Genomic DNA, 23,184 nt, shown 5'->3' on the forward strand with positions numbered 1-23,184 from the left:
ACTATTACCAAGGTTTAGCCACAATCGTGTAGCTATGTGTAAGGGTGTCATGTTCGATAAGTAAGGCACTGTCTCCTAGTGTGAAAGTGTTATCTTCATCCGAGCGCACTTCGATGAGTTGCTCTGTTCCTTGAATATATACTCTGGCTTGACCGAACGTGTTGCTAACTCTCGATGTTGCAATAACGCATTCGAGCCCAACCAGCGCTTGCTTTGATGTGGTTTCTTGGCTTTCGAAAAAGCGTCGTAATGGTCTTACAATGACGGCGGTTAGTGGTAATGCAGCAATGAGGCTAACAAGCATAAATACCGTGCCCATCAGGTAGTAGAAAATGCCATTGCCTAGTAGGTAAGCAAAAAACTGTTGTACATAAATACTGACAATCCAGCCCAGCGCGATGATTAAACTCAATGAAATACTCACAGGGACGCCGCCAAAAGCGACTTCCCAAAAAGAACCAGAGCTTGCGCCTTCGGTTTCAATATCAACATCGCCTTCTAAGATATCGATATCAGCAAAACCGAGTAAAGCAATTAGCCAGAACAACAACACTATCAGTAGTAGTGTTGAAAAAATAACAGTGGGAAACGTAAATGCAGTATTTAAAAATTCCATTGCTGATCCTTAGTTCCTTGCATTTCCTTTTAAGCGGTTAAGTAAGTGAATTGTCCACTCAGCGCCGTAAGGTGTCTTTGTGTGTATCAAGCGGTGAGTTCCGCATCATAGAATGTGAGATGATTGAGTGAAGCGAATAGCGTTCGTGTCCGGTAAGACGGAGACACTGTAGGAAACAAATCCGAGAAGCTAGTCAATCAGCTTAAAAACCATCCATGCGTTGTGAGAAAGCCTCACATGTGTTTCTAAAGTTGCCACAGTTAGACATATTATGTCAAACGTTTTTTGCTGTAAAGTTAAGCAATTTATTCTGTTTATCGTGATAGTCGGGAAGCGTGTTCGTAGAAGCTAGAGTATCAGAGTATGTGCTAACCTGTGAGTTAGCACCGATAAAAATAATAGACTAAACGTTATCGAACAGAGTTTTTACTTTATCTAAAGTAACGTCGATTTCAGATACTTTGGCAGGGGCAATAAAAATCGTGTCATCGCCAGCGATGGTACCTAATACGCCGTCTGCGGTGCCTAATGAGTCAAGTAGCCTCGCAATTAACTGTGCAGCACCAGGACTGGTTCGAATAATAATCATCATTTCGTTGTGCATAATATCAACGACTAACTGACGTAAAGGACTTTTTGCTGTTGGTACGCTCATTTCGGCGGGTAAGCAGTAAACCATTTCTTGTTTGGCATTACGTGTACGCACAGCACCAAACTTGCTCAGCATGCGCGACACTTTGCTCTGACTGACGTTGTCAAATCCTTGTTGTTTTAGAGCATCAACAATTTCACCTTGAGAGCCAAAGTTTTCTTCTTTTAAAATGGCTTTAAATGCTTTGATCAGTGCTTCTTGTTTTTCTTGCGGCTGCATAGTCTGTCTTCTTTTACGGCTAATCTTTAAATTCTACACAAAACCGCCGAGATTCCCAAATTTGCGCGACCAAAATGGCAGTCGTAAAGCATAAGTGTACAAAGTGTCGCGATCTTTACACTTTTATTTAAGACATTAGTCAAAAAATCTCGAAAATAACCGTGATTAATTTGTGTTTAACAGCGCTTTTCATTATCTTTACTGCACACTCAATTCCACCTTCAAATTATGGAGAATTCAAATGAAAGTTGCTGTATTAGGTGCCGCTGGCGGTATCGGTCAAGCTCTATCTTTATTGCTTAAAAATGGTCTTCCAGCTGGCTCTGAGTTAGCGCTTTATGACGTTGCACCTGTTGTACCTGGTGTTGCAGTTGACTTATCTCACATCCCAACTGCGGTAAAAGTAGCGGGTTATGGTAAAGACGACCTAGACCCAGCTCTTGCTGGTGCTGACGTAGTGCTTATCCCTGCTGGTATGCCTCGTAAGCCTGGTATGGACCGTGCTGACCTATTCAACGTTAACGCAGGTATCATCAAGACACTTGCTGAAGGTATCGTTAGAAGCTGCCCTAAAGCACTTGTTGGTATCATCACAAACCCAGTAAATGGCACGGTACCAATCGTTGCTGAAGTGTTCAAAAAAGCAGGTACTTATGATCCAGCTCGCGTATTCGGTGTAACAACGCTTGACGTTATCCGCGCTGAAACTTTCATCGCAGAGCTTAAAGGTCTAGACGTTGCTGAAGTTAAGATCCCAGTAATTGGTGGTCACTCAGGTACTACAATTCTACCTCTGCTTTCTCAAGTTGAAGGTGTTGAGTTCACTGACGAAGAAGTTGCTGCACTAACGACTCGTATCCAAAACGCGGGTACTGAAGTGGTTGAAGCTAAAGCGGGTGGCGGTTCAGCTACACTTTCAATGGGTGCAGCAGCAGCACGTTTCTGCTTCTCACTAGTGAAAGGTCTACAAGGTGAAGAAGTACTTGAGTACGCATACGTTGAAGGTAACACAGGCGATGCAACATTCTTTGCACAGCCGGTTATCCTTGGTAAAAACGGTGTAGAGAAGTTACTTCCTTACGGTGAGCTAAGCGCGTTTGAGCAAAAAGCAAAAGACGACATGCTAGCGACACTTGAAAAAGACATCAAAGAAGGTGTTGATTTCATGGCGTAAGCCAAATTGATACAAAAAAACCAGTCACTTCACAGCGACTGGTTTTTTTATGTGTGATTCTTCTTATACCAGTTGTATTAAGTAAATGATCTATCTTGAAGCGGGGAAATAGCTTTAGTAGCAAGGCAAAAATTTTGCTATTTAGTTGTTCTAAATGAGAAATTTTTAACGAAGCTAATATGCTATTTCACCCTTCAAATTGATTAGAGAATTAATTCAATTGGTATTAGTGAAGAATACGTGCTCTGATAGTTCCTTCAACCGCACTTAACTCTTTCAGTGCTACTTCAGAGTGGTCGCTATCGACGTCGATAACTACGTAACCAATAGATTCATCCGTTTGTAGGTATTGCGCCGCAATATTGATACCGTGCTGAGCGAACGCTTGGTTGATTTGCGTTAGTACGCCTGGGCGGTTTACGTGTACGTGTAATAAACGACTTCGGTTTGATAATTCAGGTAGAGAAACTTCTGGGAAGTTAACTGCCGTGACTGTTGAACCATTATCTGAATATTTTGCCAACTTACCCGCGACTTCCACACCAATGTTTTCTTGTGCTTCTTGGGTAGAACCACCAACGTGTGGGGTTAGCAGTACATTGTCAAACTCGCGTAGTGGTGAGACAAACTCTTCATGATTAGATTTTGGTTCAACGGGGAATACATCGATAGCAGCGCCAGAAAGTTTCTTCGCGGCTAAAGCTTCAGCTAAGGCGTCGATATCAACAACCGTTCCACGTGATGCGTTAATTAGGATTGCGCCTTGTTTCATCACTTCAATTTCAGCCATGCCGATAAGGTTTTTGGTCTGTGATGTCTCTGGTACATGCAAACTGACCACGTCCGCTCTTTGTAGCAGTTGCGTTAGCGTGTGTAACTGCGTTGCGTTGCCGAGCGTGAGCTTATCTTCGATGTCATAAAACTCGACGTTCATCCCGATATTCTCAGCCATAATGCCAAGCTGGGTGCCAATGTGACCATAACCAATAATACCCAGCGTTTTACCACGGGCTTCGTATGAACCATCGGCAGATTTATCCCACTCACCGCGATGCGCCTTTGCGTTACGCTCAGGAACACGGCGCAATAACAAGAGAATTTCACCTAAGACGAGTTCAGCCACAGAGCGGGTGTTAGAAAATGGTGCGTTGAATACGGCGATACCGCGTTTTTTAGCAGCATCCAAATCCACTTGGTTGGTGCCGATGCAGAAACAGCCAATCGCGACCAGCTTTTCAGCCTGTTCTAAAACTGCTTCTGTAAGGTGGGTACGTGAGCGGATCCCGACAAAGTGAGCATCTTTGATCCGCTCGATCAGCTCAGGCTCCGGTAAGGATGTTTTAACGTAGTCTATGTTGCTATAACCGTTGCGCTTTAGCGTCTCAACAGCGCTTTGATGCACGCCTTCTAACAACAAAATTCGAATTTTATCCTTTGATAACGAAACCTTGCTCATCTGTAATCTCACTAGTTGATTTTAGGCCCTTCTGGAGTGCCTGTTATTACAACGTCAGCGCCACGCGCGGCAAATAAGCCATTAGTCACGACGCCAACAATCTGGTTAATTTTTTCTTCAAGCGCTTTTGCTGCGCTAATTTCTAGGCCATGCACATCAAGAATGACATTGCCGTTATCAGTGATAACGCCTTGACGGTAAACTGGATCGCCACCTAATTTTAGTAACTCTCTTGCCACGTAACTACGCGCCATTGGGATCACTTCAACAGGTAGTGGAAATGCGCCTAGCGTCTCAACATGCTTTGTATTATCAACGATACAAACAAATCTCTTGGCAACAGCTGCAACGATTTTCTCGCGCGTCAGTGCTGCGCCACCGCCTTTTATCATTTCGTTGGTGCTGTTGATTTCATCTGCGCCATCAACATATACCGCAAGCTCTGACACATCGTTTAGCTCGAAAACTTCAATACCAAGTGCTTTTAGCTTCTCTGTTGAAGCTTCAGAGCTTGATACTGCCCCTTTAATTTGATCCTTGATACTGCCAAGCGCATCAATAAAGTGGTTTACCGTTGAGCCTGTACCAACCCCAACAATGGTGTTTTCTTCTACATAGTTCAAAGCTGCCCATGCCGCGGCTTTTTTCATTTCATCTTGAGTCATAACGCTACACTTAGTTGTCATTGAAGTTGTATGGAGTATAACTCAATCAAAGTGTCAGCGTCATGGTCAAAAGTGCCTCAAAGTGCGCTTAACTATTTGCCTGCTAAATTATTTTTTGGCCAAGTGTATAGTTGGGTTGGAGTGAGGATAGTTGGGAGCGGTACATCCCAAGCTGCTGTTGGTAAGCTTGGAACTTGCTGGCAATCATGAGCAAGACCAACAAGTGCTGGTTTAGCTCGCTGCTCAGCGTAGTGTAACGCTAATGTTCTATCGTAGTACCCACCGCCCATACCGAGGCGATTACCTTGCTCATCAAAAGCAACCAGAGGCATCAAAAGGAAATCCAATGATGCAAGCGGTGCCACTGCTGAACAATCTAACTTAGGTTCCAAGATAGCATAGCGATTTGCCTTCATGGGTGAGTTTTTTTCATGCTTCTGGAAGAGCAAATTAGCATGATTAAAGGGGTGGATTATGGGTAGAAAAACTTGGTGTTTTTTATCCCAAAGCGATTGAATTAAAAGGGATGTATCTAGTTCTCCATCGTTTTGAATATAGACCCCAACATTGGCATTTTTAGGAAGTTTTATTTGTTGAAAAAAATTAATGTTAAGGTGTGCCGCGGCTGCCTTCTGTTGCTCTGCTGATAGCGAGTTTCTTGCGTTTCTAATCATTTTTCTCAAATCAGCACGAGTAACTTGAGATTTATTTATGTTGTTATTAGTTTTACTCATTCTAACGCGAGCCACTCAGGGAAAAACAAACTTACACCAAGTAGAATAAATAAAATAATTAATACAGCGAGCAGGTAATATAGCCAAGTCTTAGATTTAGCCGGAGGGCTAGGCTCAAAGTCTAGCTCATCAAATAGCTCCTTCGTTTCCCACTCTTCGTCTGTTGTATCTTCTATTTTAGTATGGGGAGTTGGTGCTACGCGTTGCTCAAGTTCCTCTAATCGCTCTTCGATGCGTATTAGACTGCTGGTGATGTAATCCAACGCTTCAAATACGCGCTCTTGATCTGCGTTGGTTGGAGTAGCGGCTGTTTGGCTTTGTAGCTTGGCATTGATCCCCGCGCTTGCAAGTAATTTTACCTGTTTTAGTGCTTTGGCTTTATCTGCAGGAGCAAACAAGTTTTTGCCAGCGTAAAATTGCTGGATCTTTGAGGGTGAGGTTTTCAACCTGTCTGCAATTGCGATAGCGGCGCTTTGTTGATCCTTACCGTCGGCCATGCCAACGAAGACGACTTTAAACTGCTCGTTCATGGTGCGTGCCTAAGTTGTAGAGAGATAGTATTGAGTATATCTAGATTATAGGTAACTGTAGAAGGATAAAAGGAAATTTTTACAATCTGGTGAGCATTAGATAAGTGACCGCTTGCGCGGCCACAATGGGTTGGGAATTTAGTAAAGCGCAGACTGATCCGCTTTGGGGGTTGTTTTTAAGATAAACTCGCGGAGATCTTCGTTCGACTTTTGTAAATCTTCATGACGCAGATACATCATGTGCCCGGAGCGGTAACCTTTAAAGCTTAAGCGATCACGCATTTTTCCGCTCGGATCGAGCTGCCACATATTGTACTTGGCATCAAAGTAATTCGTTGCGCCATCGTAATAGCCAGATTGGATCATCACGTTTAGGTAAGGGTTTTGTGCCATTGCTAATCGTAATTGCTCACCGACATTATTATCGCTGTTATCCCAAGGGTAAACTGAACCAAACATATTATATTTTACATCGGTTTTATAGTTGAGCTCCGTTGCGAAGTAATGATTAATCGCTGGCGTAAATGAGTGCAACCAAGAGGTCAGCTCAGGCCAATAATCAGGGCGAGAACCGGCGTCTCTTTTATCAATACCAAGATAGCGTGAGTCCAACCGACCAAGTGTATAGCCACGGTCACGCAACAGTTCTTTCCAAAACGCTGCAGTAGGAATATCTAGGTTGTTTTGAGCTACAAAGCGTTCGCTTAAGCCACTATATTTAGCAACGGCCTGTGTCACACTTTGTTTTTCTTGGGCGCTGATAAATGCGCCTTTGGCGAGTGCGGGAAGATACTGATCAACCGTATATTGTTCAACCTCTGCAAGTACTTCGAGCAAATCTTTATTCTGTAATTCAGAAGATAACGCCTTGTGATACCAAGCGGCAGCAGCGTAATACGGTAAACGGTTTGCCACTTCAACCGGACCTTCTCGTTTAATGCCGATTTCTGTAGGAGATACCAACACCACGCCATTGAGATAAAGCCACTGATTGTTTTGCATCGCGTGCGCAAGACCTGACACTCGAGTCGTGCCGTAGCTCTCGCCAATCAGGTACTTAGGGGAAAGCATACGCTCATTGCGATGAATAAATGTATTGAGCCATTCGGCTAAGTACTTCACGTCCGCGTTGACGCCAAAAAACATCTTTGTTTGTTCGGCTTTACTCGGATATTTACCTTCAGCATTTTTGAGTACGCGAGAATAACCTGTGTTGACTGGGTTTACATAAACAATATCGGCAACATCTAGCACTGAATATGGGTTATCTTTCAAACCGTAAGGTTGCAGTGGATATCCTTCGTCATCAATTTTTAATACTCTTGGGCCAGTATAGGCAATGTGCATCCACACGGAAGCAGAGCCCGGACCACCGTTAAATGAGATCAGCAGCGGACGTTTGCTCATATCTTTAATTTTTGTGCGTTTGTAGTAGGTGTAATGCAACGTTGCAACTGCATCGCCGTTTTCATTCCACACCGGCTGCGTGCCTGTTGTTGCGGTGTAGTTAATACGTTCACCTTTTATTTCGGCTCTATGCTCAGTTGTTATTTTATGATCTATCTCAATTGCGCGGTTGTGCTCTTCAGCTATGCTTGGCGCTGAGAGCAGGGCACAACTCACGAGCAATAGTGGTAGTAGTTTTTTCATTGCTTCCTCGGTATTGCATTAGGTATGTCTGCATTAAAGAAGTATTTCATCTGAAATTCAAAGCCATTGAGACAAACTCAACAAAAAAAACGGCAGGTTTGAAAATAGACTGTTGTAACCTCATTTGTCGAAAAGTAACGAATTTGAGCCGATTTGGTTTTTTTTAGTGCAAGATTCGCGTATATTTAGTACTTTATTATGTAGTAATAAAGTATTTAGCCCCGTTAAATTCTTGTTTCACTGCGCTTCTCGTTGTACTTAAGAGATCTCAATCCATGCAAAGAATTTTAATTGTTGAAGACAGTAAAGTCGTACAACAGGTATTGCGACACCTTGCTGCTCAGCATCTAGATGTCGAAATCGATTTTGCTTGGTCCCTCAAGGAAAGTAAGGACTTCTTAGCACAGCACCAATATACATTGGCGCTGGTAGATTTAACGCTGCCCGATGCGATGGACGCAGAGGTCGTGCAGCTCACGCTTAGCCACAAAATTCCCACTGTGGTGCTGACCTCAAAAATAGATGAATATAGTCGCCAGCAAATGCTTGAAATGGGCGTGGTGGATTATGTGATTAAAGACAACCGTGATTCATACCTATACGCGGTCAAGTTAGCATCTAGACTGTTAAGAAACCAAGGTTGCAAGGCGCTGATCGCCGATGATTCTGTGATCAGTCGCGCGGTAATGAAGCAAATGCTTGAAAAGCAATTATTTACAGTGCTTGAGGCGCAAGATGGCGAACAGGCATTGGAGATGTTGCTATCTGACCATGAAATTAAACTGCTGCTGACAGACTTTGCGATGCCGACGATGGATGGCTTTGAGTTGGTGAAATCCGTTCGTAATAGTCGCGGACGAGATGAGTTGGCGATTATAGGTCTATCTGGCGCGGGAAGTCATGGTTTGTCAGCTAAGTTTATCAAATACGGCGCCAATGACTTTTTGGCAAAACCTTTTATGAGTGAAGAGTTTCATTGCCGTATCATGCAGACGATGGAGCAGCTCAATTTGATTGCAGAAATCAAAGAATATGCGCATCGAGACTATTTAACAGGACTTTATAATCGCCGTTATTTCTGTCAGCAAGCAGAGCGTTTAATCAAAAACAAACCGAGCCAGCATATATTGGCATTGTTAGACCTCGATCATTTTAAATCTATTAACGACCAATATGGTCATGAAAGCGGTGATGATGTACTTAAACAAGTTGCTGATTTACTGCGTAGTGCATTTGGTCACTACATTGTCGCACGTATTGGTGGGGAAGAGTTTGCTTTGCTTATTCCAAGCTCAGATATGAAGATGGCAAAGCACATGCTAGAAGACTTTAGAGAGCGCCTTGCACAGCAAGCATTTAAAATTCCTGAGGGTAAGCATTATTGCACCATCAGTATTGGCCTCGCGGCTTGCCAATCAAAGAGTTTAAGCGAAGTAATGCGCAAAGCTGATAAAGCGCTCTATAAAGCGAAGGACAAACAACGAAATTGCGTTATCGCGCATTAGCTTTTCGTTATTTGGGTGTTTATGCACCAACTCAGTTCAGACTTAATATCAATGCACCTAGATGGTGCATTTTTTATGCGTTAAATTCCACCTCCCACTTTAATTCATTGTTAATTAAGGAATAAAAAATTTGGCATAAAGGTTGGATTACTGCATACAACAGGATCAACTGTCCTAAGGGGACTCAGCATGAAAATGATAAGTGCAATAATAAAACCATTTAAACTGGATGAGGTGCGTGAAGCGTTAGCCGATCTGGGGATTGAAGGCATGACGGTCGTTGACGTTAAAGGGTTTGGACGTCAGCGCGGTCACACCGAACTGTATCGCGGTGCAGAATATCAAGTCGATTTCATTCCAAAAATAAAAATAGAAATTGCAACGTTAAGCGAAAACGCCGAGCGCGTTGTGGAAACGGTTACAAAGGCTGCGTTCACTGGAAAAATTGGTGATGGAAAAATCTTTGTTTACGACTTAGACCAAGTTGTTCGGATCCGTACCGGCGAACTTGATGAAGAAGCCATTTAAGGGGAGCCGAGCAATGGAAAATACAATAATAGAACTAAAATTTTCATTAAATACCTTTTACTTTTTGATCTCTGGCGTCTTAGTTATGTGGATGGCTGCCGGTTTCGCTATGCTTGAAGCGGGATTAGTACGCTCAAAAAATACCACTGAAATCCTTACCAAGAACGTCGCACTGTACGCTATTGCTTGTACTATGTATCTGCTTATTGGTTACAACATCATGTATGTGAATAATGCCGAAGGTGGGGTTTTACCAAGTCTTGGCGCGCTCATTGGCAGTGCTGCTAAGGATGCCGACCATGCACTGCAATCCGACTTTTTCTTCCAAGTTGTATTTGTTGCAACGGCCATGTCAATTGTCTCGGGCGCTGTTGCTGAGCGTATGAAATTGTGGGCGTTTTTAGCATTTTGTGTGGTGTTAACTGGTTTTATCTACCCGTTAGAAGGCTATTGGACGTGGGGCGGTGGTTTCTTATCTGAGCTTGGCTTTGTTGACTTTGCCGGTTCTGCCATTGTGCATGGTGCCGGTGCTGCTGCGGCACTAGCGGGTGTTCTGTTACTAGGTGCGCGCAAAGGAAAATATGGCAAAAATGGTGAGATTTACCCAATTCCTGGTTCCAACATGCCACTAGCTACACTAGGCACATTTATTTTGTGGATGGGGTGGTTTGGCTTTAACGGTGGCTCTCAACTGTTCCTTGCCGACAAAGAAAATGCCATCGCGGTCAGCCAAATCATGCTAAATACCAATGCGGCGGCGGCTGCAGGTGCGGTTGCTGCACTGTTGGTGTGTAAATTAATGTGGGGCAAGGCGGATTTAACTATGGTGCTTAATGGTGCACTAGCAGGTCTAGTGACCATTACCGCAGAACCTGCCTCTCCAACACCTGTATTAGCGCTTATCCTCGGTGCCATAGGCGGTGCATTGGTGGTGTTTAGTATCGTTGCGCTAGATAAAGCAAAAATTGATGATCCTGTCGGTGCTATCTCTGTTCACGGTATCTGCGGTGCGCTGGGTGTGATGATGGTGCCATTTTCAAACTCAGACGCTACTTTCCAAGGTCAGGCTGTGGGACTTATCACTATTTTAGGTTTTGTTTTCATTGCTTCTTATATTGTTTGGAGTGTATTGAAAGCGAGCATGGGGATCCGCGTTGGTGAAGAAGAAGAGCTAAGCGGTATGGATCAACATGATTGTGGCGTAGATGCCTATCCCGAGTTCGTGACAGTTCGCGGACAGTAATACCAATTTGGCTCTCGGTCAATATTGTAAAGTTCTCGTTGTCTAAACAAAGTGAGTCCAGCAGGGCTCACTTTTCTTTATAAATATTATTCTACTTTCAGCAGTTGTTAATTTAGGTTACCCTACCATCTTGCGATTCATTTTTTAGTTTTACTTGGGTCATGACGGATAAAAAGAAAAGAACACCTGCCAAAAATTCAAACGTCAAAGCGAACACTTCGCGTAAAAACAATACCCAGCAAAACGGTTCTAAGATGCAAAGAATTAAAGGCCGTGTACTGAGCACGTTGTGGTCTTTCTTTTGGAAGGGGACTATTGCGGCGATATTCCTTGTAGCAATCTATATCATCTACTTAGACGCCAAAATAAGCCGCCAGTTTGAAGGCAATAAATGGGAACTTCCCGTGCAGGTTTATGCCAGATCGATGCAGTTTTTTCCTGATCAGTTCCTTAATGAGGATGAAGTGCTGTGGGAGCTGAAGCGGCTTAATTATTCCCGTGTAAATCGTATCAGCCGTACCGGTCAATATACCGTTCAAGGTCGCACAATCACCATCCATCGTCGCGCGTTCGAATTCTACGATGGCCCAGAAACCGCGCGTATTTTTACGCTTAATTTTGCTGGTAAGAAGCTTGCCAATATTGTTGATAATCAAGGTCGACGCTTAGCTGACGCTCGCTTAGAACCAGTGCAGATTGCTCGGATCGGCAATGAATCTCGGCAAGACAGAGAGTTTGTTCCGTTCGATAAATTTCCTAATATTTTAAAAGAAACGCTGCTGGTGGTAGAAGATAGAGACTTTTACCAACATCATGGTGTTTCTGCGCTGTCTATTTTACGTGCGCTGTATGCCAACATCAAAGCAGGGCGAACCGTGCAAGGTGGCAGTACGCTTACGCAACAGCTCGCAAAGAACTTTTATCTCACCAGAGATCGCACCTTAATCCGCAAGGTGAATGAAGCGTTCATCGCATTGATTTTAGATTTCCGTTACAGCAAAGATGAAATCCTCGAAGCCTATTTGAACGAAGTGTTTTTGGGGCAAGCCTATAATCAAGGCGTTCATGGTATGGGGCTTGCGGCCGATTTTTATTTTGGTAAGCCGGTGGACGAGCTTGAGTTTGACCAAGTCGCTATGTTAGTCGCGATGGTGAAAGGGCCGTCTTTTTATAACCCAAGACGCTACCCTGAGCGGGTAATGGAAAGACGTGATTTAGTCTTAAGGCTAATGGTGGAAAACGACCTTATCACAACGCCTGAGTACCGCGCAGCGCTGGCAAGGCCGATTGACGTACAGCCTTTAAAAGCGAGCCGTATGCAGTCTTATCCTGGATATTTGGAGTTGGTGAATCGCGAGTTAAAGAAACTGGTGCCTGATGATGACATTGTCGACTCTGGAATTCGGATTTTTACCTATCTCGATTTACAAAAGCAAACGGCGATGGAAGATGCCGTTAAAAAGGGCTTGCCTTACTTAGAGCGCCGCTTTAAAACGGAAGATTTAGAAACTGCAATGCTGTCAGTTAATGTTGAAAAAGCGGGTGTATCGGCGTTAGTTGCTGGTCGTCAGTTGAAGTTTTCAGGTTTTAATCGAGTGTTAGACACCGAGCGCAATATAGGTTCACTGGTCAAGCCTGCTATTTACTTGAGTGCCTTGTCGAATCCAAACTACCATTTGGGCATGCTACTTGATGACAGTCCCCTTGAAGTGACCGACGGTTCAGGTAAGGTTTGGTCTCCAGAGAACTTTGATCATAAATTCAGAGGCCAAGTGCCAATGTTTGAAGCGTTCAGCAATAGCATCAATATTCCAGCGGTAAACCTTGGTCTGGATGTGGGTGTTAATCGAGTCGCACAAACTTTGAATGAGCTTGGTGTCTCTAAGTCGATTCCACTTTATCCTTCTTTATTGTTGGGCGCGTTAGAGCTATCCAGTTTTGATGTTGCAGAGGCCTACACCACACTTGCTGCAGATGGTAAGCAGAGCGAGTTGACCAGCGTCATGGCTATCACCGATTCACTGGGTAAGCTGGTATACGAACATCCTGTACAAAAAAGCCAAACGCTAGACAGCGATGCAGTATACATGACGAAATATGGCATGAAGCGCGTAACTAAAAAAGGCACGGCAAAACGCCTCAATCTTCATTTCCCCTCAATTCAACTTGCAGGGAAAACGGGGACGAGTAATGATTTAAGAGACAGCTGGTTTGCCGGTTTTGACCAAAATACGGTCACCGTTGCTTGGATTGGTCGTGATGATAACAAGCCAACGGGATTAACGGGCAGCCAAGGGGCGCTTGAGCTCTATATTCGTTACCTAAAACCACTAAACCCACAAGCGATTGTTGATGAGCGTCCAAAATCCATTCGCTGGGCGTTTATCAATCCGAAAACGGGTAAGCAGTCGCCTCCGAGTTGTGGTCCTGTATTGCAGCTACCTATTAGAGAGAGCATGTTCGAACCAAGACCTGGGTGTTGAGCAAACTACTGGCTGCTAGGGTTTGTTGACCCTAGCCAGTCTCTAAGCTTTAAATTTATCGATTTCTTTATTTAAAGTTTGTGAGAGCTTGCCAAGTTTTTGTGCATCACTTTGGGCCGCTCTTGCGGAACCCAGAGTATGCTGTGCTAAGTTACTGATCTCAGATGATTCATTCAATGCGTGTTCGGTCGCTTGGGTTTGTTGTTGCACTAACTGACTGATCAGTTTCCCTTGTTCATCTATGTCTCGCATGCTTTGCTCTGCGTGCTGTAGGACTTCATTGGTATCATTCGCGGCGATAACACTTTGTGCCATATTGTCTTCACTGCTGCGCATTTTGTCTTGCGTGTCTCTGGATGCAGCTTGTAAAGATTGAATAATATTGTGTATTTCTTCCGTTTGTTGCTGCGTTCTTTGCGCAAGCGTTCTAACCTCATCCGCTACCACCGCAAATCCTCGGCCTTGTTCACCTGCACGAGCAGCCTCAATTGCGGCATTGAGCGCGAGTAAATTGGTTTGCTCGGCAATCTCTCTAATCGCGGAGCTCACCTGACTAATGTTTTGCGTGTCTTCCGCTAGCTTATCTAAGGCTGCACGACTTTGTTGAAACTCAGCTTGTAGTTCGGTCATTTGCTGTGCAAGGGCTGTGGTATTGAAGCTACTTTGCTTTACTTGTTTGGCTGCTACGGAGGCTAGCTCTGTTGCGCTAAATGCGGCATCCTCAACCGAGCGAGCGGACTGCGCCATATTCTCGAGTGAGTGGTGGATAGACTGGATTTTATTCTCCTGCTGGGCGACATCCTTTTCAGTATCTTGGCTTATCTTATTGAGTGTTCTCGTTGCTTGCTGTAGCTCGTCACTACTTAATCGAACGTTACCAAGTAAAGAGATAAAGGCATGTAGTACCGCATTAAATTGTTCAATAATTTGGCTAAGCTCATCGGAGCCAGTTGTCTGTGCTTTGATACTTAAATCCCCTCGAGAAGCGCTCTGTGCGGCATGTGAGAAAATCGTGATGGTGCCCATGACCGAGGAGTAAAAGCCAACCATAAGATAAATAGCGATGATCAGTGCGAGTAGTGAAGCCAAGGCAACGGTGTTTCTGATCCACCGTTGCTGGTTTTGTTTTTCAGCGACAAGCGCGGCAAGCGTGGGTGTTGCAACATTAACAAACTGCTTGATAGCATCACTTGCACTTTGGTAGTAACGGTTAAATTGCGCTTGTGAGAGTGCCAGTTCATCAGGATCTAACAAGCCTGTTTTCACCGCTTGCTGGTAATCAGAGAGGCTAGACTCAAGCTCAGCTAAGGGCTGACTAAGCTGCTTTTTGAGTTGCTGGTTATCATTGATAGCAATGTTAAGTTTGCCTGAAAATTGTGTCGTGACGCCAGGTAATCCTTTGTTTAAATTGGACAGTGCAATAAAACTATCTGGAGTAAAACTGCCTCTACTGATGATATCGCGTGCCTGCGCCTCAATTTGATTGATTTGCGATATGAGTCTTGGCGCAGACTCAACAAGCGTGCGATTCAGGTAACTGCGTCCAAGATCATCATCGACGGCTAGTTGAGAGGCAATAGAGAGCTGCTCAAGGGCGCTTGCGCCAGCGGCGCTCACTTTAGGTAGTTTAGCGCGTTGCAATAAAATTGAATTATCGGAAGCTTTACCCGCTAAAATGTTTTCCAACATACTAGGGTAAAGCGTGAGCCCTTGCCTCTGCATCTCACTGACAGAAATAGAATGGTTAAGTACACTGTTTAGAAAAAACAAGCTGAGGCTTAGCGGTAGTAATAAAATACCAAATACAACGGCCATTTTGGTTTTGTATCGCAACCGCGCCATCAAACGGGTTGCAGGATTAATTAGTGTATTAAATCCAGCCATCACTTCCTCTGTATGATAGTTTTAACTTTGCACAGCGTTATTAACTAAGTGCGCCTAAATAACTTGAGCCTAGGTTAAATAGACCGAAGCTTCTGAAAAGCTTATTCAAAGCGTAGCTGAAAAAACAAAAAAAGCCCTGAGCGGGCTTTTTAAATACAAACTAATATGGGTTGTAATCTGTGATTACAACTTGGCAAATGCACGCTTTGCAGCATTGATAGTGTTAGCGATTTCTTCGTCAGAATGCATTGTGCTCACGAAACCCGCTTCGAATGCAGATGGGGCTAAATAAACGCCTTCATCTAGCATCAGGTGGAAGAACTTTTTGAAGCGCTCTAGATCGCATTCAGTTGCTTGTTGATAGCTGGTTACTTTCTTAGCGTCAGTAAAGAAAAAGCCAAACATACCACCTGCATAGTTAGTCGTAAGCGCGATACCTGCTTCATCAGCAGCCGCTTGGAAGCCTTCACACAGGGCTTTACTCTTAGCTTCAAGCTCTGCGTGCAGCCCTTCTTTTGAAAGTAGCTCTAGCGCTTTTAAACCAGCAGCCATGGCAATTGGGTTACCAGATAGCGTGCCCGCTTGATAAACAGGGCCAACTGGGGCGATGTAATCCATGATTTCTTTTTTACCGCCAAACGCACCCACTGGCATACCGCCACCAATCACTTTACCTAAACAGGTTAAGTCTGGGGTGATGTTGTAGTACTGTTGAGCACCACCAAGAGCAACACGGAAGCCCGTCATGACTTCATCAAAGATAAGCACACTTTGATTGTCAGTACATACTTCGCGCAGGCCTTCTAAAAAGCCTTCTACCGGTGGAATGCAGTTCATGTTTCCAGCAACAGGCTCGATGATCACACAGGCAATTTGATCTTTGTACTGCTCAAAAATTGCTTTTACTTCATCAAGGTTATTAAATGAAACCGTTAACGTATGCTTAGCAAAGTCGGCAGGAATACCAGGGGAGTTAGGCACGCCCATGGTAAGTGCTCCTGAACCTGCTTTAACAAGCAAAGAGTCAGCGTGACCGTGGTAACAGCCTTCAAACTTTAAAATCTTATCGCGGCCGGTGTAACCACGAGCAAGGCGAATAGCGCTCATGGTCGCTTCTGTACCAGAGCTTACCATGCGTACTTTTTCAATAGATGGTACTAGCGCTTTTACTTTTTCCGCCATTAGGATTTCAGTTTCTGTCGGCGCGCCGTACGATAGGCCATTTTCAACCGCTTCAAGCACTGCTTGTTTAATCTCAGGATGGTTATGACCTAAGATCATCGGGCCCCAAGAACCCACATAATCAATGTACTGTTTACCATCGGCATCAAAGGTGTGAACGCCTTCGGCTTTGGTGATAAATAGTGGCGTACCACCTACACCATTAAAAGCGCGAACAGGAGAGTTAACGCCTCCAGGGATTGAGTCTTGGGCGCGTTTGAATAAGTCTTGACTGATTGTCATTGTCGATCCTTTTTAGCTTTCACGTTTGCGGCTAAACCAAGGTACTTCTACCTCGTGTTTTTCCACTTGGTTTTCAACACCTAGCGTTAGGGCAAAAAGTGCCATACGGATCAATACACCATTTTGAACTTGGCGGAAGATAGCTAGGTTGTCGTTATTATTTAGGTCGTTGTCTAGCTCGTTTGCATCGCTACGGCTGTCGCGAGGTAACGGGTGCATTAATACTGAGCTAGGTTTACAGTGAGCGTCATAAATCGCTTGGCTGATCCTAAAGCCACCACGGTATTTGTTTGCTTCTTCTTGAGAAGGGAAACGCTCTTCTTGAATACGAGTCTGGTAAACGATATCGGCAGCTAAATTGCCTTCCATCTTAGACACGACTTCTATACGGTGACCGGCATTGTCTACGACATCTAAAATAGACTGAGGCATTTGTAAGCCATCCGGTGCAACCATTGTAAAGCGGATATCTTTGTAGTGACTCAGTAACTTTGATAAAGAATGCACGGTGCGGCCGTATTTTAAATCACCGACTAGGGCGATGTGCATGCCGTCAATTCCGGTACCAAAGCGGCTAAGCTCTCGGTCAATCGTCAGTAAGTCCAGCAGTGCTTGAGTCGGGTGCTCATTAGGGCCATCGCCACCGTTGATGACAGGAACATCGGAACCAGTTGCAAACTCGGCTACTGAGCCTGCGTCTGGGTGGCGCATTGCCACGGCGTCAGCATAAGCTGAAATCACACGGGCGGTATCATACAAAGATTCGCCTTTTGCCAGTGCTGAGCTTTGCATACCTGTGGTTTCACGAACTAGGCCGCCCAGCAGGTTAAATGCGGTGCCGAAACTTACGCGTGTTCTCGTACTTGGTTCAAAAAATAGATTTGCCAAAATCGCCCCATTAAGTACTTGGGTACGTTTTTGCTTTTTAGCATAGGGTTCCATTTTTTTGGCAATGGAGAAGATGTGTTCAATTGAATCTCTGTCTAATTGATTGACAGAAAGAATGTTTTCACCTTGGAAACTGAACATTTGGCGATTCCTAAAGACAAATTGACTACCGGGTTGCAAGGTCGCTCACCCAACCAGATAACACGCAGATTGTGGGCGGTTACTTGGGCGCATATTATACCCAAGTACCCCCAATAATGCACGGTTACAGTGCAGGTTTTAAAACGGCAAGAAAGACAATGGCTAATAGGATTAGTACGGGAAATTCGTTGAAAAAACGATAGAACTTATCGCTTTTACGATTGCGATCATGTTTGAAATCGGCAAGTAATTTAAAGCAATAGCCATGATAGATATAAAGTAAAATCACTAAGGTCAATTTGTAGTGAAGCCACATACTGTGTTTAAACCACTCACGTCCATATTCTGTAATCGTTAAGACTCCAAACACCGCGGTGAGAATAGCAAATGGGGTTACAAAATAGAGTAGGCGGCGCTCCATGATTTTGAGCATTGAGCTACAAGATTTTTCTTCAGTCATCGCGTGGTACACAAAGAGACGTGGCAGATAAAAAATCCCTGCAAACCAGGCAATCATAAAAAAGATATGTAAGGCTTTATACGTTAGCAATAAGCTCATTATAAATTCCACTTTTTAGATTAGAGTAAACTGTTTCTGGTGGTGAGTATGTGACGAATTTGGTCCCATCGCAATAACCCAAGTATTTGTTTTTCATCCTTTTGGTTGTAGATATACACTGCGCCTGAACGTTTATCTTTTAGCACATCAAAGGCGTCTGCTAAGGTCGCTTGTGTGCTTAGTCCTTGTAGCTCGATATAAGAGACCGATACGCTGCCCTCGGAGATTAAGTTTAAATCGTATTCGGCTAAGCGGTAGCCGCTTTGTTCATCATAAACAATGAGCGGTGTTTGGCTATCAACCGCGGATAGGGTTTCCTTTATCTGCTCTTTGTCATCGGAATAGAGCAGTTTAAAATTCTCATCCATCTCGGCTACTATTCCTACTTTCTGTAATGCCTCTTTTGCCGGGGATACTTGGTAAGGCAGCCCTTGGAAATCTAGTTGTTGGATAAAAATAGAGCGGTTGCCAAACGCCTGTAAAGCCGTAACGTAAGCTGTGGTGATCACCAGCATAGCTGGAACGATTATTTTTGGATTGGAAGTCAGCTCCATTACCGCTGTGAGTGCAGCAAGCGGGGCGTGCAAAGTCGCCGCAAGTAAGCCTGCCATACCGAGTACACCATAAGTTCCTGCAACATCGACGCTGGGTTCAATAAACTGGGCAAAGAAAGACATCAAGGTGCCCATGATAACCCCAAGCCCAATCACTGGACCAATAATACCACCGGGAATACCAAGTCCAATCGCAAATAAAGTCGCCATCAGCTTAGCAATCAATATTGTGGTGAGTAGCTGTAAGTTATGTGGAGATTCAACGGCTTGGGTGATAGCGCTCATACCTGAACCCATGGCTCCCGGTACGGCGTAGCCAATTAATCCCGCAATTAAACCCGCTAATAAAAGGCGAGGGAACATACTGATGGGCTTAAAAGTTTTGATGATCAGCATTAGATTTTGATTAAAGGCAAATGCAACCGCTCCTAATGCTGCACCACAAATAATTAAATAAGGGTAATGCCAAAAACTCAACGGAGTAATATGAATGAGCGCTAGCTCGGAACTATTACCAAACACATATTGCGTGCTCATTGCACCGATCACTGAGGCTAACATCACGGGCACGAAAATGTGGATTTTATACTCCCTGAGCACGACTTCCATAACGAATATCACCGCCGCGAGCGGAGTGTTAAATGAGGCAGCAATACCTGCAGCTACACCGCAACCGGCCAAAGTTCGCGCGGCATTGAGTGGTAGATGTAAACGCTCTGATAGAATGCTCGCTGCTGTTGCCCCCATGTGTACAGATGGTCCTTCTCGACCAACAGAGAAACCACTGATCAAAGCAACGGCACCACCAAAAAACTGGTTCGCAGAATTCCAAATTGGCATATGACCGTAGTGGTGTTTGATCCGGTTGATCACATATGGAATGCCCAAACGGTAATGCTTAAACCCGGTTAAGGCGGCAAAGACCGCGATGAGTAGCGCAGCAAGCACAGGCAAAAATAGCCGATGTAGCTCAGAAAGCTCGGTAAAGTCATCAGGTTTATCGAGAAATGTGCCTTGGATTAATTCAATAGTAAGACGAAAAGCAATGATAAGTATCGCCGCAAGCAGGCCAGCACCGGCACCAAGTAGGCACAGTTGCGCTGAAGTTTTAGGTTTTGCAAGGCTTCGTCTTAATGTATCCAACGACATGAACGTCATTCCACAATAGTAAACCGTTTAAGAATATCAAATTTTTTACACTAAGTCCTTGTGCTAACGCAACTTAACTGAGGCAATAGTCTTATTTCCTTTGGTTTAGCATATAGATACCAATTTATATCAATATACATTCAATAGCAGGTTAGGTGCAGAGTTAAAAATCTCTCTATGACAAAAAATAAATAGAAACCTTTAGACAGGTGAACGACGAGTTCTTTCCTCCAAAAATAGATCATTTATCAAAGATAATTGGTACAAACGCTATACTTGATTAAAATACTCAGGTATTAGATAATTTGCAGATTACAGGATTAGGGGTCTAAATCTATGTCTGAACAATTACCAATTCAGTTTTCTGACGCTGCCGCAAGCCGCGTAAAGGAACTTATTGAAGAAGAAGAGAATGCCAATCTTAAGCTACGCGTGTATGTAACGGGTGGCGGTTGCTCAGGCTTTCAATATGGTTTCACTTTCGATGAAAAAGTAAATCCAGGTGATTTGGAAATCGTAAAAAACGGTGTCACTATGGTTGTCGATCCTATGAGTATTCAGTATTTAATCGACGGCATCGTGGATTATACTGAAGGGCTTGAGGGCGCACGTTTCTTTGTGAACAATCCCAATGCAACAACCACTTGTGGCTGTGGCGCAAGTTTCAGCGTCTAGACTTTATTCGCACTACGTTCCACTAAAGAGTCATGCGTTTGTCATGGCTCTTTTTGTTTCTACCCATCACAACTCAATTTGCTTTATTCGTCACAAACTACCTGTTAAATACATCATTAAGACAAAAAAGCCTAAAACAAAAGATGAAAATACTAAGATGTAGATAAAGCCTTTTTTCCCTTGCTTAAGCGGCACGCCGTTAGAACGAAGGAAGTAAATCCAGCCTAAGCACAATAGAATTGGCAGTAAAAACAGTAATCGAATCATCTAGTAATAGCCTCTTTTTTAACCACTTAGTAAATGTTAGCTGTAAGTTTTTATTTTTTAAAGAAAAATAATTTATTTCAAATACTGGTACATTTTTTAAAAAATTTGTTAAAGTGTTACTGGATATTACAACCCTTAATGAATTAAGAAAAAGTAAAAAATTAATTAGGTGTTACTCGTGTTTTAGTCTATACCTAATTGGGTACATAGGGACAAGTTAACATTTTGTCTACGTGTTACTGGTTTGGCATAACTTATCGCAGCTAGCTGGTAAGTTGTACCGCATTCGGGGTAAACTGTAAGCTTGATCGAGTTCTAAAGGCAAAATGCTGAGTTCATACAGGCTTAACATTTTGCATTGTAGAGTTCCTCGATAAGCTACAACTGTAATATTTAGATAATAACTAAATGAGACGGGCATATTTCATTTAGATAATTTAGTCTTTCATCTAGTAGGAGATGTTTAATTATGATGGGTAAAACGGTTTCTTCTGAAGAAAACGGCAAACTAACGAAGTGGCTAAAATCAAAGCGCCACGAGAAAGGTCACACAATGCGTAGTCTTGCGCAGGTGTTAGGTACGCCTCATTCATTCATCGGTAAAATTGAAAACCAAGAGCGTCGATTGGATGTCATTGAGTTTTTACGTTACTGCGAAGCGTTAGAAGTTGATCCTTATGAAGGCTTACAGCTAATCAAAGAAGATCAATAAGTGTTTAGTTAGCAAGAACGTAAAAGGTGCAAGGACCTGCACCTCTAGCTTTTGTTAGCATGATACGCCTTTTCAATAGCATAAAGCTTGTGCCGAATTAAATATAAAAACAATAATGACGGAAGCACCATAAGCGCAGTTAGCGCGAAGAAGAGTGCCCAATTACCTCCAAGCAAATCATCTATCACAAAACCACTATAGCCTGATAGCACGGTACGGCCTAAGCTACCAAGTGATGCAAGTAAGGCATAGTGGGTTGCGCTAAACGCTCTATCACAAAGCATAGAAATAAACGCCACCATTGCTACCAGTGACCAAGCTTGGGTAAAGCCGTCCACCACAATTGCTAGCGCGTATAGATGTTCTTTAGGGCCTGCAATCGCAATCCAAGAAAACATTAAATTTGATGCGGCCATTGCAACACCACTAACAAATAGGCCCTTCACGATACCGTATTTATGGTTAAAGATACTGCCAAGAAAAGCAAATACGATAGTGATCACACCGGTACCAAGCTTTGAATATTGCCCAATTTGGGTGTTTGTAAAACCGACTTCTTTATAAAATACGATGGACATACGGGCTAAAAAGGCCTCTCCTATCTTAAATAGGAAAATAAAGGCGAGTAGGGCGCATGCTGTTTTAACCCCATTTTTTTCAAAAAATCGCTTAAAGGGTTCAACCAGAGTCACGGCAAGCCAGGCATAGATCTTTTTAGAAGCATTTGATGAAGCGCTGTGGTTAAGTTTTTGCTCGTAACTCTTCTGTAGCTGTGCCTGTACTTGCTCGCGATGAGACTTTGGTTCTTTTGCCAACAAAGTGACAACTAATAAACACACTACGATGACGCTTAGCATCTGATAGATAATGGGCCAACTAAAGCCGGGTAAATCAGCCATAAAGAACGGAATTGCACCGAGTAAGGCATAGCCAGACCACCAACCTGAAGTCGCCATCGCTGCCGCTGCTGTTGCCTTTTCACTTTCGTCTTCTGGTAAAATGTCGATGCGATAAGCATCTATTGCAATATCTTGGGTAGCTGAAAATAACGCAATAATAAAGCACAATAATGCAGCATGCGAAAGATGGTCTTTAATTGAAATAGTGGCTAATGCAAAGGTGGCAACAATAATAATAAACTGGCAACTTGCTATCCAGCTTCGTCTTTGCCCTAAGCGATTATACAGCAGGGGAATTTTTATGCGGTCAACGAGTGGGGACCACAAAAAGTTAATTGTATAGGCGCCATATACTAAGCCAAATAGGCCAATGGTGCTACGGCTTAACCCTTCATCTTTAAGCCAAGCTGACATCACCGAGCCAATCAATACCCAAGGAAAACCGCTACTTATTCCAAAAGCAAAGACAGTTAATAGACGTTTGTCTTTGTAATAACCAAGATATTGCGAAAAGCTAGATGATATCAACATAAAAGG

At 43.6% G+C, this 23,184-nt stretch carries 20 protein-coding genes; 7 read left to right on the forward strand and 13 right to left on the reverse strand.

Annotation, left to right across the window (positions count from 1 at the left end; genetic code table 11):
• Positions 1 to 4 precede the first annotated feature (4 nt).
• A complete protein-coding gene (locus NH462_RS09040; protein WP_010372286.1) occupies positions 5 to 616 on the reverse strand; it encodes an OB-fold-containig protein in 612 nt (203 codons plus the stop codon).
• A 403-nt stretch (positions 617 to 1,019) separates the two neighbouring features.
• Positions 1,020 to 1,487: a transcriptional regulator ArgR gene (gene argR, locus NH462_RS09045; RefSeq protein ID WP_010372285.1), complete on the reverse strand. Its 468-nt coding sequence runs from the start codon at positions 1,485 to 1,487 to the stop codon at positions 1,020 to 1,022.
• A 241-nt stretch (positions 1,488 to 1,728) separates the two neighbouring features.
• On the opposite strand from argR, the gene mdh reads away from it, so the two are divergent.
• Positions 1,729 to 2,661 (forward strand): malate dehydrogenase, encoded by a 933-nt coding sequence (gene mdh / locus NH462_RS09050; protein WP_010372282.1) that lies wholly within the window; start codon positions 1,729 to 1,731, stop codon positions 2,659 to 2,661.
• A 226-nt stretch (positions 2,662 to 2,887) separates the two neighbouring features.
• Here the strand turns inward: mdh and serA are convergent, their stop codons facing one another.
• From serA to NH462_RS09075, 5 genes are all read right to left on the reverse strand, one after another.
• Complete coding sequence (gene serA / locus NH462_RS09055) at positions 2,888 to 4,117, reverse strand: phosphoglycerate dehydrogenase (protein ID WP_010372278.1); 1,230 nt, start codon at positions 4,115 to 4,117, stop codon at positions 2,888 to 2,890.
• A gap of 11 nt (positions 4,118 to 4,128) precedes the next feature.
• Positions 4,129 to 4,782: a ribose-5-phosphate isomerase RpiA gene (rpiA, locus tag NH462_RS09060; protein ID WP_253105465.1), complete on the reverse strand. Its 654-nt coding sequence runs from the start codon at positions 4,780 to 4,782 to the stop codon at positions 4,129 to 4,131.
• A gap of 92 nt (positions 4,783 to 4,874) precedes the next feature.
• Positions 4,875 to 5,516 carry a 5-formyltetrahydrofolate cyclo-ligase gene (locus tag NH462_RS09065; RefSeq protein WP_253105467.1) on the reverse strand — a complete coding sequence of 214 codons (642 nt, stop codon included), beginning with the start codon at positions 5,514 to 5,516 and terminating at the stop codon, positions 4,875 to 4,877.
• Complete coding sequence (locus NH462_RS09070; protein WP_010372269.1) at positions 5,513 to 6,046, reverse strand: hypothetical protein; 534 nt, start codon at positions 6,044 to 6,046, stop codon at positions 5,513 to 5,515. The genes NH462_RS09065 and NH462_RS09070 overlap by 4 nt, the downstream gene beginning before the upstream one ends.
• 138 nt (positions 6,047 to 6,184) lie before the next feature.
• Complete coding sequence (locus NH462_RS09075; RefSeq protein ID WP_010372266.1) at positions 6,185 to 7,696, reverse strand: carboxypeptidase; 1,512 nt, start codon at positions 7,694 to 7,696, stop codon at positions 6,185 to 6,187.
• A 275-nt stretch (positions 7,697 to 7,971) separates the two neighbouring features.
• Here NH462_RS09075 and NH462_RS09080 point away from each other — a divergent pair, with 275 nt between their 5' ends.
• The 4 genes from NH462_RS09080 (at position 7,972) to mrcB (ending at position 13,455) form a co-directional block, all read left to right on the forward strand.
• The gene (locus NH462_RS09080; RefSeq protein WP_010372263.1) at positions 7,972 to 9,201 is read left to right on the forward strand and encodes a diguanylate cyclase; all 1,230 of its coding nucleotides are present in this window, start codon (positions 7,972 to 7,974) and stop codon (positions 9,199 to 9,201) included.
• 189 nt (positions 9,202 to 9,390) lie between these two features.
• Positions 9,391 to 9,729, forward strand: a complete 339-nt coding sequence (locus tag NH462_RS09085) for a P-II family nitrogen regulator (RefSeq protein ID WP_010372259.1) — start codon at positions 9,391 to 9,393, stop codon at positions 9,727 to 9,729.
• Positions 9,730 to 9,742: 13 nt separating this feature from the next.
• Positions 9,743 to 10,972 (forward strand): ammonium transporter, encoded by a 1,230-nt coding sequence (locus tag NH462_RS09090; protein ID WP_253105469.1) that lies wholly within the window; start codon positions 9,743 to 9,745, stop codon positions 10,970 to 10,972.
• 161 nt (positions 10,973 to 11,133) lie between these two features.
• On the forward strand, positions 11,134 to 13,455 hold the full coding sequence (gene mrcB, locus NH462_RS09095) for a penicillin-binding protein 1B (RefSeq protein ID WP_253105470.1): 2,322 nt from the start codon (positions 11,134 to 11,136) through the stop codon (positions 13,453 to 13,455).
• Positions 13,456 to 13,497: 42 nt separating this feature from the next.
• Here the strand turns inward: mrcB and NH462_RS09100 are convergent, their stop codons facing one another.
• The 5 genes from NH462_RS09100 to NH462_RS09120 form a co-directional block, all read right to left on the reverse strand.
• Positions 13,498 to 15,339, reverse strand: coding sequence for a methyl-accepting chemotaxis protein (locus tag NH462_RS09100; protein WP_253105471.1), 1,842 nt, complete (start codon positions 15,337 to 15,339; stop codon positions 13,498 to 13,500).
• 183 nt (positions 15,340 to 15,522) lie between these two features.
• Positions 15,523 to 16,803, reverse strand: a complete 1,281-nt coding sequence (gene hemL, locus NH462_RS09105) for a glutamate-1-semialdehyde 2,1-aminomutase (RefSeq protein WP_069023007.1) — start codon at positions 16,801 to 16,803, stop codon at positions 15,523 to 15,525.
• Between the two features lie 12 nt (positions 16,804 to 16,815).
• Positions 16,816 to 17,832 carry an aspartate carbamoyltransferase gene (locus tag NH462_RS09110; RefSeq protein WP_010372246.1) on the reverse strand — a complete coding sequence of 339 codons (1,017 nt, stop codon included), beginning with the start codon at positions 17,830 to 17,832 and terminating at the stop codon, positions 16,816 to 16,818.
• 124 nt (positions 17,833 to 17,956) lie between these two features.
• Entirely contained in the window at positions 17,957 to 18,391 is a 435-nt protein-coding gene (locus tag NH462_RS09115; RefSeq protein ID WP_010606087.1) for a CopD family protein, read from the reverse strand.
• A gap of 20 nt (positions 18,392 to 18,411) precedes the next feature.
• Complete coding sequence (locus NH462_RS09120) at positions 18,412 to 20,094, reverse strand: chloride channel protein (RefSeq protein ID WP_010372240.1); 1,683 nt, start codon at positions 20,092 to 20,094, stop codon at positions 18,412 to 18,414.
• 336 nt (positions 20,095 to 20,430) lie between these two features.
• Here NH462_RS09120 and erpA point away from each other — a divergent pair, with 336 nt between their 5' ends.
• Both erpA and NH462_RS09130 read left to right on the forward strand, forming a co-directional pair.
• Entirely contained in the window at positions 20,431 to 20,769 is a 339-nt protein-coding gene (gene erpA / locus NH462_RS09125; RefSeq protein WP_010372235.1) for an iron-sulfur cluster insertion protein ErpA, read from the forward strand.
• A gap of 736 nt (positions 20,770 to 21,505) precedes the next feature.
• The gene (locus NH462_RS09130) at positions 21,506 to 21,748 is read left to right on the forward strand and encodes a helix-turn-helix transcriptional regulator (protein ID WP_017216404.1); all 243 of its coding nucleotides are present in this window, start codon (positions 21,506 to 21,508) and stop codon (positions 21,746 to 21,748) included.
• 44 nt (positions 21,749 to 21,792) lie between these two features.
• Here the strand turns inward: NH462_RS09130 and NH462_RS09135 are convergent, their stop codons facing one another.
• A complete protein-coding gene (locus tag NH462_RS09135) occupies positions 21,793 to 23,178 on the reverse strand; it encodes an MFS transporter (protein ID WP_253105472.1) in 1,386 nt (461 codons plus the stop codon).
• Positions 23,179 to 23,184 lie beyond the last annotated feature (6 nt).

This window comes from Pseudoalteromonas sp. OANN1 (genome assembly GCF_024124685.1).
GTDB lineage: Bacteria > Pseudomonadota > Gammaproteobacteria > Enterobacterales > Alteromonadaceae > Pseudoalteromonas > Pseudoalteromonas piscicida.